A 13,547-nucleotide genomic window follows, 5' to 3' on the forward strand; every position below is an offset into this window, starting at 1 on the left:
GCGACCCCCGCGGGTCCGGATCAGTCCGTGGCCGCCGGGCGGCTCAGAACTGGGCGCTCTCGGTGGAGCCCTTGAGCGCGATGGTGGAGGAGTTCGGGTTGACCACCTGGGAGACCAGGTCGAAGTAGCCGGTGCCCACCTCGCGCTGGTGCTTGGTGGCGGTGTACCCGCGCTCCTCGGCGGCGAACTCGCGCTCCTGCAGCTCCACGTACGCGCTCATCTGGTTGCGGGCGTAGCCGTGGGCCAGGTCGAACATAGAGTAGTTCAGGGCGTGGAAGCCCGCCAGGGTGATGAACTGGAAGCGGAAGCCCATGGCGGCCAGCTCGCGCTGGAACTTGGCAATCGTGTCGTCGTCCAGGTGCTTCTTCCAGTTGAAGGACGGCGAGCAGTTGTACGCCAGCATCTGGTCCGGGAACTCCTCGTGGACGGCCTCCGCGAACTGCTTGGCGAGTTCGAGGTCCGGGGTGCCGGTCTCCATCCAGATGAGGTCGGAGTACGGCGCGTACGCCTTGGCTCGGGCGATGCAGGGCTCGATGCCGTTGCGGACCTTGTAGAAGCCCTCCGCGGTGCGCTCGCCGGTGATGAACTCGGCGTCCTGCTCGTCGATGTCCGAGGTGATCAGGGTGGCGGCCTCGGCGTCCGTGCGGGCAATGATGATGCTGGGCACGTCCTCCACGTCCGCCGCGAGGCGGGCCGCGTTGAGGGTGCGGATGTGCTGCTGGGTGGGGATCAGCACCTTGCCGCCCAGGTGGCCGCACTTCTTCTCGGAGGCCAGCTGGTCCTCCCAGTGCACGCCCGCCGCACCGGCGTCGATCATGGACTTCATGAGCTCGAACGCGTTGAGCGGTCCGCCAAAGCCGGCCTCCGCGTCCGCGACGATCGGCGCCATCCAGTTCTCCACGGTGTGAACGTCCTCGGCGTGCTCGATCTGGTCCGCACGCTTGAGCGCGTTGTTGATCCGGCGCACCACCTGGGGAACCGAGTTCGCCGGGTAGAGGGACTGGTCCGGGTAGGTCTGGCCCGCCAGGTTGGCGTCACCGGCCACCTGCCAGCCGGAGAGGTAGATGGCCTTCAGGCCCGCCTTGACCTGCTGGACCGCCTGGTTGCCGGTCAGAGCGCCCAGAGCATTGATGTAATCCTCCGAGTTGAGCAGGTACCAGAGGCGCTCCGCCCCGCGGCGGGCGTTGGTGTGCTCTTCTCGAAAGGAGCCCTGCAGACGCAGGACCTCCTCGGGCGCGTAGTCACGGGTCACACCCGCCCAGCGCGGGTTCTCCTCCCAATCACGGGCCAGTTCGGCGGCGCTGCGGAGGTTGCTGTTCTCGTTGCTCATCTCGGTCTCCTTTGATCGTTCGAGCCGGCGGACTGGGTAGAAGCTCCGCACGGGTAACTTGATGTGTTCTACTTTTGCCGCGATCTGCACCCCTGCAAAGGGGTTTTCCAGGTGAAGAATCGTGTTTCTTCACGTCTGAGAAAATTGGTTCTAAACTCGGGGTATGACCCCGACCACAGGCCCCCGCAGACGGCGTCGCACCGCCGACGCCGCTCCCTCCCCCTCCGCAGCCGGACCCACGAGCTCCGCGGCCACCGCCGGGCGCACCCCCGCGGACACCTCCGGGCGGACAACCCCCGCCGTGCGCGGCACCGCGGGCGCGCGGACCTCCTCGGCGGCCTCCATCGGCCGGGACGGCAGGGGTGCCGAGCGCGGGACAGCCGGCGCCGCGGCGTCGTCCTCCGGGGCCCGCGACGGCCTGCGGGGCGCACGCGCCGGAGCGGGAACCGGTGCGGGCGGGCGCACGCAGGCCCCGGTGCCGCCGGAGGAGGCGGGGGACCCCACGGACCCGATCGTGCTGGGGCGCCGCATCCGGTACCGCCGCAAGCGGCTGCGCATCACCCTGGAGGAGCTCGCGCGCACGGTGGGCATCGCGCCCAGTGCGCTGTCCCTGATCGAGAACGGCAAGCGCGAGCCCAAGCTCAGCACCCTCTCGGCCCTGGCCGGCGCGCTGGACATGGGTGTGGAGCAGCTGCTCGGGTCCAAGGCGCCGTCCCGCCGCATGGAGCTGGAGATCCAGGTGGAGCGGGCGCAGCGCGGACCCATGTACGCGGCCCTCGGGCTGCCCACCGTGCGCGTGGGCCCGGGCATGAGCACCGAGACGCTCGAGGCGCTCGCGGCCCTGCAGCAGCAGCTCGGCCAGCGATTGGAGGAGCAGGCCGCCACCCCGGAGGAGGCCCGGCGCGCCAACACCCAGCTGCGCGCGCGGATGCAGGGCGTGAACAACTACTTCGAGCGCATCGAGACCATGGCCGCGGAGCTGCTGGCCGCGATCAAGCACACGGGCGGGCCGCTGTCCGAGCACCACATCTCCCGGCTCGTGGAGCACGTGGGCTTCGAGATCCACCAGGTCCCGGACCTGCCGCACTCCACGCGCTCCGTCACGGACCTGCGCAACCGGCGGTTCTACCTGCCCACCTCCGCCGGGGCGGGCTCCCCGTGGTCCGTGCTGCTGCAGGCCGTGGGGCACCACCTGCTGGAGCACCGCCGGCCGGCGGACTACGGCGAGTTCCTGGAGCAGCGCGTGGAGACCAACTATTTCGCCGCGGCGCTGATGATCCCGGAGGCCTCTGCCGTGGACCTGCTCGCCCGCGCCAAGTCCCAGCGGGAGCTGTCCGTGGACGACCTCCGTGACGCGTTCGCGGTGTCCCACGAGACCGCCGCGCACCGGATGACCAACCTGATGACCCACCACTTCGACATCCCCACGCACTTCGAGAAGGTGCACTCCTCCGGGATCATCCACAAGGCGTGGCAGAACGACGGCCTGCAGTTCCCCACCGACCACAGCGGTGCCGTGGAGGGCCAGCGCGCGTGCCGGTTCTTCTCCGCGCGCCAGGCGTTCTCGGGCACCAACCGGCTGCTGTCCCACTTCCAGTACACGGACACCCCGCACGGCACGTACTGGTGCTCGGCGCGTGTGGAGGGCTCCGAGCACGGCGAGTTCTCCATCTCCTTCGGGGTCCCCTACGAGCACGTCAAGTGGTTCCGCGGCCGCGCCGCCGACTACCGCCGCACCTCCACGTGCCCGGACCCCGCGTGCTGCCAGCAGCCCTCCCCGGCTCTCGCGGACCAGTGGGAGGGACAGGCCTGGCCCTCGGCGCGCCCGGCCACCCACATGCTCGCGGCCATGCCCGCGGGCGCGTTCCCCGGTGTGGACGAGACCGAGGTGTTCCGCTTCCTGCAGCGCCACGCGCCCACCGTTGAACTGGATGCGGACCTCGCGTAACGTCCATCACGTTCCTACTGCCGCGTAGCCTGCCGTCCGCGTGCCCGTGGATGCCCCGTCCCGGGGCGCCGTGGGGCCCGCCACCACCGGACCGCCCCCGGGGGACGACGACGCCGCGCGGCCCCGTTCGTGACGAAAGGCCAGTCCCATGAGCATCTCCACGTGCGACCTCTACGACGAGCGCGGCGACGAGCTGCAGTCCGTGACCACCCAGTTCATCTCGGTGGGCGGTGTCCACCGGTTCACCGGCCCCATCCGCACGGTGCGCTGCTTCGAGTCCAACGTGGACGTCAAGAAGCTGGTGGCCACCCCTGGTGAGGGCGCGGTGCTCGTGGTGGACGGGCAGGGCTCCATGAACTGCGCGCTGCTGGGCGACAACGTGGCCCGCACCGCCATGCAGAACGGCTGGGCCGGTCTGGTGATCAACGCCCCCGTGCGGGACCGGGTGGAGCTCGGCACCCTGGAGATCGGCGTCAAGGCGCTGGGCACCAACCCCCGCAAGTCCTCCCCCAACGACTTCGGGGAGACGGACGTGATCCTCAACTTCGGCGGCGTGACCTTCCGCCCCGGCAAGACCCTGTGGGCGGACGAGGACGGGATCCTCGTGGAGCGCTGACCCCCGAGCCCGGTGCGGGCGCAGATCCGTCAGTGCGGCGTCGTCGTTCTCTGCCGCTGGGTGCTCGGGGACGCTGCCTCGCGCGCGGCCTGCCGCGGCGTCGACGAGGTGGATCCGGCCCCCGGGTCGGAGCCGGGAGCACTCGCGCCGCGGGCGCAGTTCCGTTGCCGAGCACGCAGCACGGGCGCGCCCCCGAGGGGGCGCGCCCGTGCTGTACGTAGGAAGCCAACCGTGCCTACTTCTTCAGCACGAACGTGGAACCGTTCCAGATGTACTCCAGGGTCTTCCCGTTCGGTGCCCCACCAGGGGCCACGTCCTTGATGAGGATGGTGGGCTCGCCGGAGGCATCGATCGTCAGCCCCGCCGGGTTGGTCGGGTACGGCGTGATGACGTTTGCCTCGGGGATGGTGCCGTTGGACGAGTAGCCCTCGTCAGTGGGTGAGATCACCGTGACACCCTCGCCGGAACTGAGGTACAGGTTGCCGTACTTATCCACCGGGGTGCCTCCTGCCACGTCCCACACCTGGTCCCCGATCATGGGGGCCGGTCCGAACGACACCAGGGTGGTTGCATCCCGGTTGACCTCGTAGTTCACGGGGGTGTTGCCCTGGTAGACCGCAAAGCTGGACTGCTTGCCCTGGGGTGCGGTGTCGGCGTGGGTCACACGTTCGTAGGACACGACCTCCATGGGCCCGTACGCGGGGTGGTTCATCTGGAACCGCCCCGTCGCGGTGCACACCCCGGCGCAGGGGTCCTCAACGGCGGGAAGTGTGGAGCGGATGGGGGCGGTGCTCGAGGACGGCTGCGCCGACTGCGCCGACTGCGCCGGTGCCGTGTGCACCGCGCTCTGGGTCCCCTCGCTCTGGTTCGCCGCCTGGGTGCTCGGCACGGCGCTCAGGGTGCTGCTCGCCGGGGCGGCGGTGCTCGCGGCGGGCAACGACGCGGTGTCGGCGGTCTGCGAGGGGTCGCTTCCCTAGGCGCACCCCAGGAGCAGCGGGGTGGCCAGGACGGCGGCGGTCAGCGTCTTGGTCTTCGTGGAGTGCGTCTCAATCACCTCTCGGCTGCGGAGATCTCTGTGATCGCCAGTACCTCCACCCTCCGCCAGATGATTTGCTATTGCAACCGGCCGTGATCGGATCGTGACCGGTTCTTCTCGAGGGGGCGGGACGGCCGCCGAGCACCCTGGCCCTCGCGCACACGGGAAGCGGCCCCGCCGCAGCGGGACCGCTCCTCTCGTCATCCGGGTCGGGCGCCGGCGGCCGGGTTGCGGGCTACTTCTTGACCACGAACTGGGAGCCGTTCCACGTCCACTTCACCGTCTCGCCGGTGTACACGTGGTCCTTGCCCAGAACCTTCTGGGTCACGGTGGGTTCCCCGGCGGGGTCGATGCTCGCGCCCGCGCTCTGGAACGGGAACCCCGGCTTCTCCGACCCGGGCAGCGTGCCGTGGGAGTCGTAGCCCCTCTCGGTGGGGCTGATCACCGTGACGCCCATGCTGTCCGAGAAGTAGACGTTGCCGTACTTGTCCACCGGATGCTTGGGGTTCACTCCCCACATCTGGTCCCCGATCACGGGCTCGGGGCCGAACGACACCACGGTGGTCTTCTCCGGGGACGACGCGTACCCCACCGCGTGGCCGTCCTGGTACACGGCGTAGCTGGGGCGCTTGCCCTGCGGGGCGGTGTCCGGCACGGTGGTCAGCGTGTAGGCCACGATCTCCATGGGGCCGAACGCGGGGTGCTCCACCTTCACGCGGGCGGTCTCATCGCACACACCGGCGCACGGGTCTTTCACAGTGGGCAGCGTGGAGCCGGAACCGGGCGCCCCGCTCGCGGACGGCGCGGTGGTCGCGGCGGGCGAGCTGGCGGCGTCGCCCCCGGGGGTCGTGGCGGCGGAACTGGCTGGTGCGGACGACTCTGCTGCGGCTTCCGTCTGCGACGCGGCCGGGCTGCTCGCCTCGGCGGACTGCCCGCCCTGCCCGCATCCCACGAGCATCGGGACCGCCACGGCCACGGCCGTCAGTGTCAGAGTCTTGGTGGACTTCATCTCGATCACCTCTCGAACGGGAGTCATCTGGCATGTCGAGCACGCACCACCATTCCGACTCGTGTTTGCGATGGCAACCCCCTGTGATCGGATCGTGACCTCGACCGGCAGACGGGAGGGGCGAGCGGGGGAGCGCCTGGCGGCGAGAGCGGCGCCACGAGAACGAGCGGCCCACGCAGTGCTGCGTGGACCGCTCGTCTTCGCCCCCTCCGGGTCCCAACCCCGGTTCTCTCCCCTTCTCCCCGCACCGGGTCCCAACCCCGGCGCCGGCCCATTTCTCCCCTCCGGGTGGGGGGCCGGATCCTCCAGGTGGGACATGACCCACCCTGCGGGATCCGATTTGCGTGTGCAACCGTTCGTGATCGAATCGTGACCGGAAGAAGCCCGCCACCCGGGGTCCCCGGGTGGCGGGCTGCAACGCACAACATGCCTCTGACCTGGTCAGACGCTGGTCACGGGGTCAGGAGTAGTCGTAGAAACCCTTGCCGGACTTCTTGCCCAGCTCACCGCGCTCCACCATCTCCCGCATGAGCTGCGGAGGAGCGAAACGGGGTCCGAGCTCCTTCTCCAGGTACTCCGCGATGCCCAGGCGGACGTCCAGGCCCACGATGTCCGTGAGCGCGAGCGGACCCACCGGGTGCTTGTAGCCGAGCACCATGGCGTTGTCGATGTCCTCGGGGGAGGCCACGCCCTCCTCGACCATGCGAATGGCCTCCAGGCCCAGTGCCACTCCCAGGCGGGAGGACGCGAAACCGGGGGCGTCCTTGACGGTCACGGGGGTCTTGCCGAGACCTGCGACCCACTGCGCGGTGAGATCCTGCATGTCCTGACCGGTGCGCTCGCCCACCACGATCTCCACGAGCTTGGAGGCCGGGACCGGGTTGAAGAAGTGCATGCCGCAGAAGCGCTCGGGGCGCTGCAGCTCGGCGGCGAGCCCATCGATCGACAGGGACGAGGTGTTGGAGGCGAGCCACGCGTCCTCACGCAGGTTGGCCTCCACGTTCTGCAGGGAGGAGACCTTGAGGTCCCAGATCTCGGGAACGGCCTCGACCACCAGCTCGCACTGGGCGAAGTCCGCGTAGTCCACGCTGACCGCGAAGTTCTCGGTCCACACGTCCAGGTTGCCGTCGATCTTCCCGCGCTCCAGGGACTTGGCGAGGTCGGACTCTACCCGCTCCTTCGCCGCCTCCGCGGCGGGGGCGTCCACCTCCACCACGGTCACGCGGGATCCCGCGATCAGGAACGCGTGGGCGATGCCCGCACCCATGCGGCCACCACCGAGCACACCCACGGTGGCGGGCACGGCAGCTGTGGTCTTCTCGGTCATTTCGTGGGCTCCTTCTTGCGGTCCAGGAACGCTTGCATGCGGTCGAACTTGGCCTGCGACTCGAACAGGACGGCCTGCGCGAGCTCGTCCACGTGGGGGTGTGCCTCGCGCGGCATGGCGAAGACCCGCTTGGAGATCCGCACGGCCAGGGGGTCCTGCGCGGCGATCCGGTCCGCGAGGGCGTCCGCGGCGGCCAGCAGCTCGTCCGGCTCGTGGATCTCGGTGATCAGGCGCGCCTGCAGGGCCTCGTCCGCGGAGAGGATCCGCCCGGCCATCAGGATGTCCTTGGCCAGGGCCTCCCCGGCGAGCTCCTTGAGCCGCCACAGGGCTCCCGCCGCGGCGATGATGCCGAGCCCGGTCTCCGGCTGGCCCACCTTCAGACGCGGCGTGCCGATCCGGAAGTCCGCGGCCCACGCGAGCTCCGCGCCGCCGCCCAGGGCGTACCCGTCCAGGGCCGCGACCACGGGCATGGGCAGCTTGGCGATCCGGTCGAAGATCTGCGAGTTCACCCCGCGCAGGGCGTCCTCACGACGCCGCTCGCGCAGCTGGGCGATGTCCGCACCGGAGGCGAAGATCCCTTTCCCGTTCACGCGGGTGCCGCTGAGCACCATGATCTTCGGCTCACGCTCCAGGTGCGCGCACACCGTGTGCAGCTCGTCCACCATGACCTGGTCGATCGCGTTGCGCACGTCCGGGCGGTCCAGGGCCACGTGCAGGCGGTCCGGGCGCTGGCTCACGCGCAGCGCCTCGAAGTCCGCGGCCCACGCGGGGGTTCCGGCCGGGGTCCGGCCCTCCGGGGTGGCTGCCGAGGGGGAGCCGCCGGTGGCGGTGCCCGCCGCGCTCCCGTTCGCGGAGGACGACGCCGCGGTGGTGCCATCCGCGCGGTGCTCGCGTGCGGCGTCGTCGTGCGTGGGGTTGGTGTCCGTCACGGCCGGATCACACCCGCTCGATCAGCAGGGCGGCGCCCTGACCCACGCCGATGCACATGGTGGCCAGGCCCTTGGCGGTGCGCTCGCGCTCCATGCGGCCCATCAGCGTGATCGCGATGCGCGAGCCGGAGGAGCCCAGCGGGTGGCCGAGGGCGATGGCGCCGCCGTCCCGGTTGACGATCTCGGGATCCAGGCCGAGGCGGCGGATGGAGCCGAGGGACTGCGTGGCGAAGGCCTCGTTGATCTCCACGGAGCCGAGGTCCCCCACGGACCAGCCGGCGCGCTCGAGCACCTTCTCGGACGCGGGCACCGGGCCCAGGCCCATGATCTCGGGGGCGAGACCGGCGGAGGCGCCGTCCACCACGCGGGCCCGGGCGGTGAGACCGTACTTGGTCACGGCGCGCTCGCTGGCCACGATCACGGCCGAGGCGCCGTCGTTGAGGGAGGACGAGTTGCCGGCGGTGACCACGGAACCGCCCTTGACCACCGGGCGCAGCTTGGCGAGCACTTCGATGGTGGAGCCCTCGCGGGGGCCCTCGTCCGTGTCCACCACGGTGACCGCACCCTTGCGGCCCCTGACCTCCACGGGGACGATCTCGTCCGTGAAGTGCCCCGCCGCAATGGCCGCGAGCGCCTTCTCGTGGGACTGCGCGGCGAACTCGTCCGCGTCCTCGCGGGAGATGCTGTCCACGCGGGCGACCTCCTCCGCGGTCTCCGGCATGGAGTAGGTCATCTTGCCGTCCCGGGAGAGCGGGCCGTCCAGGAACGCGGGGTTGGGGAAGCGCCAGCCGATCGAGGTGTCGTAGACCTCGCCGGGCTTGGCGAACGCGGTGGCGGGCTTCTCCATGACCCACGGAGCGCGGGACATGGACTCCACGCCGCCAGCCACCACGATGTCCGCGGCACCCGACTTGACCATCTGCGAGGCGATCGTGATCGCGGACATGCCCGAGGCGCACAGCCTGTTGACCGTGATCCCGGGAACGGTGTCCGGGTAGCCGTTGAGCAGCCACGCCATGCGGGCCACGTTGCGGTTCTCCTCACCCGCGCCGTTGGCGTTGCCCAGGATCACCTCGTCCACGAGGGAGGGGTCGATCCCGGAGTCCTCCACCACGGAGCGGATGCACAGGGCGGCGAGATCGTCCGGACGCACGGAGGACAGCGCCCCGCCGTAACGGCCCACAGGGGTGCGGGCTCCCCCGACGAGGAAGGCTTGCGGCATCTCGGACATGGTGTCTCCTTGGCGTGGTTCCTGGATTTGTACTCTGCAATTTTTGCCGATCGTGTGAGCTGCGTCAATGGACGACGCCGCCGTCGGCACGCGCACGGCCCGGCACCCGAGGGGATGCCGGGCCCGTGCCCCGACCGGTCGGCCCCCGAGTCCCGCCGACCGGTCGGTGCGGGAGGGCGGGTCAGTGGCGGATGGTGCCGGCCACCGCGCCGCCCTCGGGCTCTCCGGCCACCGGCGGGACGACCTCGTCCGGGTGGGACTTGACGTACTCCTCATGCACCTCGGCCACGTGGAGGTCCTTGCCCTGGTCCGAGCTGCGCACGAAGCACACGGCGATGAAGGAGACCAGGGACAGGGCGGCGATGTACAGGCCGATGGTCCAGGCCTGCCCGGTGCGTCCCAGCAGCAGCTCGGCGATCATGGGGGCGAAGGCGCCGCCGATGATGGAGCCGAGGGCGTAGCCGATGGAGACGCCCGAGTAGCGGACGCGGGCCGGGAACATCTCGGCGTACATGGCGGACTGGGGGCCGTAGGAGGGGCCCAGTCCGATGGTGAGGATGAAGATGGCCAGCGCGAACAGCGGCAGGGAGGCCGTGTTGAGCAGCCACCACATGGGGATGGCCCACACAATGATGATGCCGTAGCCGATCATGAACGTGCGCCTGCGTCCCACCTTGTCCGACATCCAGCCGCCCAGCATGGTGAAGATCAGCCACCCGATGCCGCCCACCAGGGAGGCGACCAGGGTCTCCGGCCGGGACATATGCAGGACCTTCGTGCCGTAGGAGGCGAAGAACGCGATCACCAGGTAGCCCGCGGCGTTATTGCCGGCGAAGATCAGCGCGGCGAGCAGGACCTCGCGGGGGTTCTTGCGGAAGAGCTGGCCGAGGGGCGCGGAGGACTCCTTGGCGCGCTGCTGCATCTCCAGGAACACCGGGGACTCGTCCACCGAGCGGCGGATGAGCCAGCCCACGAAGATCAGCACGATGGAGAACAGGAACGGCACGCGCCAGCCCCAGGACTCGAACTGCTGGGGCGTCAGCCCCGTGCTCAGGCCGAACATGAACAGGGTGGCCATGAGCATGCCGATCGGCACGCCGATCTGCGGGTACGCGCCGAAGAGTCCGCGCTTGTTCACGGGGGCGTGCTCCACGGACATCAGGGCCGCGCCGCCCCACTCACCGCCGGCGGAGAAGCCCTGCAGGATGCGCAGCAGCACCAGCAGGATCGGAGCGGCAATGCCGATCTTCTCGTAGGTGGGCAGCAGGCCGATCAACGTGGTGGCCGCGCCCATGCCGAACAGGGTCATCACAAGCGTGACCTTGCGGCCGAAGCGGTCGCCGATGTGCCCCGCCACGATCGCGCCCAGTGGGCGGAACAGGAAGCTGATGCCCAGGGAGGCCCACGAGACAACCTGCGCGAGCTGCGCGTTCTCCGCCCCGAGCGGGTTGAAGAAGTGCGCGGCCAGGATGAACGCGGCGGCCTGGGCATAGATGAAGAAGTCGTACCACTCGATGGTGGTGCCCACGAGGGTGCCCGCAAGGACCTTGCGCTCTTCTCGTGACATGGTGTGGCCCTGCGCGGGCGCTGCGGTGGTGGATGCCATGTGGGGTCTCCAGGATCGTCGGACCGGAGTCCGTGGGGTGCCAGTGGCGGGGCCGGCGCATTTACCGACCGATTGGTCTTGACGTGAGTGTAGGGGTGCATGTGAAGCGCGTCACCCGCGTCGTGTATCAAATCGTATATGTTACGCGGGTCACGGGGAAGCCCCTCGATGCCGCGGGCCCGGCCCCCGCGGTGGGTGCCGGGCCCGCGGAGTGCGCGTGCGGCGTCGTCGTGCCCGGGGTGGAGCCGGGGGTGGGGCTCAGAAGAGGCGCTGCGAGGCGATCCGCGCACCCTCCACGAGGGACTCGAGCTTGGCCAGCGCGATCTGCGGGTGCAGTCGCCCGCCCAGACCGCAGTCCGTGGAGGCGATCACGTTCTCCTTGCCCACCACGGACGCGTACTGCTCGATCCGGTCCGCCACGAGCTCGGGGTGCTCCACCACGTTGGTCGAGTGGGAGACGAAACCGGGGTAGACCACCTTGCCCTCGGGCAGCTGGTGGTCCGTCCACACCTTCCACTCGTGGCCGTGGCGCGGGCTGGACGCCTCGAAGCTGTAGCCCTGCGCGCGGATGGTGAGCATGAGGTCCACGAGGTACTTGAACTCGAGGTCGGTGGTGTGCGGGCCGTGCCACGAACCCCAGCACAGGTGGAAGCGGATCTGCTCCTCGGGCAGGTCGCGCAGCGCGTAGTTCAGGGCGTCCACGCGCAGCTGGGTGAAGGCCAGGTAGTCCTCCACTGTGGGCTCGGGGTTGATCTGGTCCCAGGACTCGGCGATCGAGGGGTCGTCGATCTGCACGATCAACCCGGCGTCCGTGATGGCCTTGTACTCCTCGCGCATCGCGTCCGCGCACGCGTAGACCAGTTCCTCGTCGCTCGCGTAGTACTCGTTCTTCACGCGCGCGCACGAGCCGGGGGACAGCGCTGCCACGAACCCCTGCGTGGCCCCGGTCTCGGCCATGGCCTCCTTGATCCGGCGGATGTCACCGGCCACGGCTTCCTGACCCGTGTAGGTCAGCGGGCCCGTGATCTTCGGCTGGGACACGCTTGCGCGGTGGGCCAGGACCCCGGCCGTGGGATCCTCGTAGGCCTCCCGGAACTTGGAGCGGTCGCGGCGGTCCGGGAAGCTCGTGAGCACGATGTTGCCCGGCGACGAGCGCAGCGTCTCCGCCGTCTGCCAGCGGTCCTCGTCCGTGGGGGTCAGCCCGCCCAGGCGGTGGAACGAGTAGTTCCACCAGGCCCCGTAATCCACGGCGCCGGACGTGGTGTGGCCGTACTCGCCGTCATTGACGATGTCCAGGCCGATCTCCCGCTGCTTGCGCACGACGTCGATCACCCCGGCGTCCAGCGCCTCACCCAACTGCGCCAGGTCGATCTCCCCGGCCTGGAAGCGGTTGTTGGCCTCGAGCAACTGCGGCGTGCGGGGGAGGGACCCCACGTGGGTGGTCTGGATGCGATCGGTGTTCAAGGGCATGGCTGTGCTGATCCTTTCCATCGGTTCTGGCATTAGCACCGGGTGTGACCCGGTTGCTGCGGCGTGATCGAGCCAGATCTCTGAGCCGCTCTGGATGGGCACCCGTCACCGGGTGTCCGCCCATCCAACCTCACGCACGGGTGGTCGGGCGAATCACGGGCCTGCGTACCCTGGAGTGACCCGGGCCACCGTCCGGGAACCAGGCCGCCGTCCCCGAGGAGTCCGCGCATGACCGAACAGTCTCTGCAGGAGAAGAAGGCACTCGTCACCGGAGGTGCCAGCGGCATCGGTGCGGCGGCCGTCCGGGCGCTCGCCGCGCGCGGTGCGCACGTGGTGGTCGCGGACATCGACCACGACGCCGCCGCGCGTCTCGCGGACGAGGTGGGCGGTGAAGCCTGGGCTGTGGACCTCACGGACACCGCCGCGCTGGCGCGGCTGCGCCTGGACGTGGACGTGCTGGTCAACAACGCGGGCATCCAGAAGGTCTCGCCCCTCCAGGACGTGGAGCCCGCGGACCTGCACAGGATCCTCACGCTCATGCTGGAGTCCCCGTTCCTGCTGATCCGCGCGGCCCTGCCGCACATGTACGAGCAGGGCTGGGGCCGGATCGTCAACGTGTCCTCGGTGCACGGGCTGCGGGCCTCGCCGTACAAGGCCGCGTACGTGGCCGCCAAGCACGGCCTGGAGGGGCTGTCCAAGGCGGTGGCCCTGGAGGGCGCGCCGCACGGCGTCACGAGCAACTGCGTGAACCCCAGCTACGTGCGCACCCCGCTGGTGGACAAGCAGATCAAGGACCAGGCGGCCACGCACGGCATCCCGGAGGAGCAGGTGGTCGAGAAGATCATGCTCACCGAGTCGGCCATCAAGCGCCTCGTGGAGCCCGAGGAGGTCGCGGAGCTGATCGCGTTCCTCGCGGGCCCGTCCGCCGGGATGGTCACGGGCTCCTCCTACGCCATGGACGGCGGCTGGACCGCCTCCTGAGACGACGCCGCCCGCGCGCCTGCCGTGCCACGCTTTCGGCAGCCGGGACGCGGACCGTCTACGC

Annotated in this window: 12 protein-coding genes and 1 riboswitch; of the genes, 4 read left to right on the plus strand and 8 right to left on the minus strand. The window is 70.1% G+C overall.

The features are described 5' to 3' along the window. Nucleotides 1-43 precede the first annotated feature (43 nt). Nucleotides 44-1,330 (minus strand): isocitrate lyase, encoded by a 1,287-nt coding sequence (gene aceA / locus KRH_RS01075; RefSeq protein ID WP_012397296.1) that lies wholly within the window; start codon nt 1,328-1,330, stop codon nt 44-46. Nucleotides 1,331-1,805: 475 nt separating this feature from the next. Between aceA and KRH_RS01080 the strand changes: the two genes are divergently transcribed. Further along, nucleotides 1,806-3,278, plus strand: a complete 1,473-nt coding sequence (locus KRH_RS01080) for an XRE family transcriptional regulator (protein ID WP_012397297.1) — start codon at nt 1,806-1,808, stop codon at nt 3,276-3,278. Between the two features lie 148 nt (nt 3,279-3,426). Beyond that, on the plus strand, nt 3,427-3,894 hold the full coding sequence (gene rraA, locus KRH_RS01085) for a ribonuclease E activity regulator RraA (RefSeq protein WP_012397298.1): 468 nt from the start codon (nt 3,427-3,429) through the stop codon (nt 3,892-3,894). Between the two features lie 235 nt (nt 3,895-4,129). Here the strand turns inward: rraA and KRH_RS12505 are convergent, their stop codons facing one another. Next, entirely contained in the window at nt 4,130-4,573 is a 444-nt protein-coding gene (locus KRH_RS12505; protein WP_226905784.1) for a hypothetical protein, read from the minus strand. A 7-nt stretch (nt 4,574-4,580) separates the two neighbouring features. Here KRH_RS12505 and KRH_RS12510 point away from each other — a divergent pair, with 7 nt between their 5' ends. Next, nucleotides 4,581-4,871: a hypothetical protein gene (locus KRH_RS12510; protein ID WP_041297259.1), complete on the plus strand. Its 291-nt coding sequence runs from the start codon at nt 4,581-4,583 to the stop codon at nt 4,869-4,871. 294 nt (nt 4,872-5,165) lie between these two features. Here KRH_RS12510 and KRH_RS01100 read toward each other — a convergent pair whose 3' ends face one another. The 6 genes from KRH_RS01100 to KRH_RS01125 form a co-directional block, all read right to left on the minus strand. Further along, nucleotides 5,166-5,966, minus strand: a complete 801-nt coding sequence (locus KRH_RS01100) for a hypothetical protein (protein WP_012397301.1) — start codon at nt 5,964-5,966, stop codon at nt 5,166-5,168. Nucleotides 5,967-6,399: 433 nt separating this feature from the next. After that, nucleotides 6,400-7,266, minus strand: a complete 867-nt coding sequence (locus KRH_RS01105; RefSeq protein WP_012397302.1) for a 3-hydroxyacyl-CoA dehydrogenase family protein — start codon at nt 7,264-7,266, stop codon at nt 6,400-6,402. Next, on the minus strand, nt 7,263-8,195 hold the full coding sequence (locus tag KRH_RS01110; protein WP_012397303.1) for an enoyl-CoA hydratase/isomerase family protein: 933 nt from the start codon (nt 8,193-8,195) through the stop codon (nt 7,263-7,265). The genes KRH_RS01105 and KRH_RS01110 overlap by 4 nt, the downstream gene beginning before the upstream one ends. A gap of 7 nt (nt 8,196-8,202) precedes the next feature. After that, nucleotides 8,203-9,426: a thiolase family protein gene (locus tag KRH_RS01115; protein WP_012397304.1), complete on the minus strand. Its 1,224-nt coding sequence runs from the start codon at nt 9,424-9,426 to the stop codon at nt 8,203-8,205. Nucleotides 9,427-9,607: 181 nt separating this feature from the next. Further along, nucleotides 9,608-11,032 (minus strand): MFS transporter, encoded by a 1,425-nt coding sequence (locus KRH_RS01120; RefSeq protein ID WP_012397305.1) that lies wholly within the window; start codon nt 11,030-11,032, stop codon nt 9,608-9,610. Nucleotides 11,033-11,290: 258 nt separating this feature from the next. Then, on the minus strand, nt 11,291-12,502 hold the full coding sequence (locus tag KRH_RS01125; RefSeq protein WP_012397306.1) for a cobalamin-independent methionine synthase II family protein: 1,212 nt from the start codon (nt 12,500-12,502) through the stop codon (nt 11,291-11,293). A 14-nt stretch (nt 12,503-12,516) separates the two neighbouring features. Continuing rightward, nucleotides 12,517-12,603: riboswitch (SAM riboswitch) on the minus strand. Between the two features lie 127 nt (nt 12,604-12,730). Here KRH_RS01125 and KRH_RS01130 point away from each other — a divergent pair. Continuing rightward, nucleotides 12,731-13,483, plus strand: coding sequence for a 3-hydroxybutyrate dehydrogenase (locus KRH_RS01130; RefSeq protein WP_012397307.1), 753 nt, complete (start codon nt 12,731-12,733; stop codon nt 13,481-13,483). The last annotated feature ends 64 nt before the right edge of the window (nt 13,484-13,547 follow it).

The organism is Kocuria rhizophila DC2201, from assembly GCF_000010285.1.
Lineage (GTDB): Bacteria > Actinomycetota > Actinomycetes > Actinomycetales > Micrococcaceae > Kocuria > Kocuria rhizophila_A.

Bases quoted from the DNA above. Each gene is read 5' to 3' on its own strand.
- aceA (WP_012397296.1), bottom strand. From the start codon at position 1,330: ATGAGCAACGAGAACAGCAACCTCCGCAGCGCCGCCGAACTGGCCCGT.
- rraA (WP_012397298.1), top strand. From the start codon at position 3,427: ATGAGCATCTCCACGTGCGACCTCTACGACGAGCGCGGCGACGAGCTG.
- KRH_RS12510 (WP_041297259.1), top strand. From the start codon at position 4,581: ATGGGCCCGTACGCGGGGTGGTTCATCTGGAACCGCCCCGTCGCGGTG.
- KRH_RS01100 (WP_012397301.1), bottom strand. From the start codon at position 5,966: ATGACTCCCGTTCGAGAGGTGATCGAGATGAAGTCCACCAAGACTCTG.
- KRH_RS01105 (WP_012397302.1), bottom strand. From the start codon at position 7,266: ATGACCGAGAAGACCACAGCTGCCGTGCCCGCCACCGTGGGTGTGCTC.
- KRH_RS01115 (WP_012397304.1), bottom strand. From the start codon at position 9,426: ATGTCCGAGATGCCGCAAGCCTTCCTCGTCGGGGGAGCCCGCACCCCT.
- KRH_RS01120 (WP_012397305.1), bottom strand. From the start codon at position 11,032: ATGGCATCCACCACCGCAGCGCCCGCGCAGGGCCACACCATGTCACGA.
- KRH_RS01125 (WP_012397306.1), bottom strand. From the start codon at position 12,502: ATGCCCTTGAACACCGATCGCATCCAGACCACCCACGTGGGGTCCCTC.
- KRH_RS01130 (WP_012397307.1), top strand. From the start codon at position 12,731: ATGACCGAACAGTCTCTGCAGGAGAAGAAGGCACTCGTCACCGGAGGT.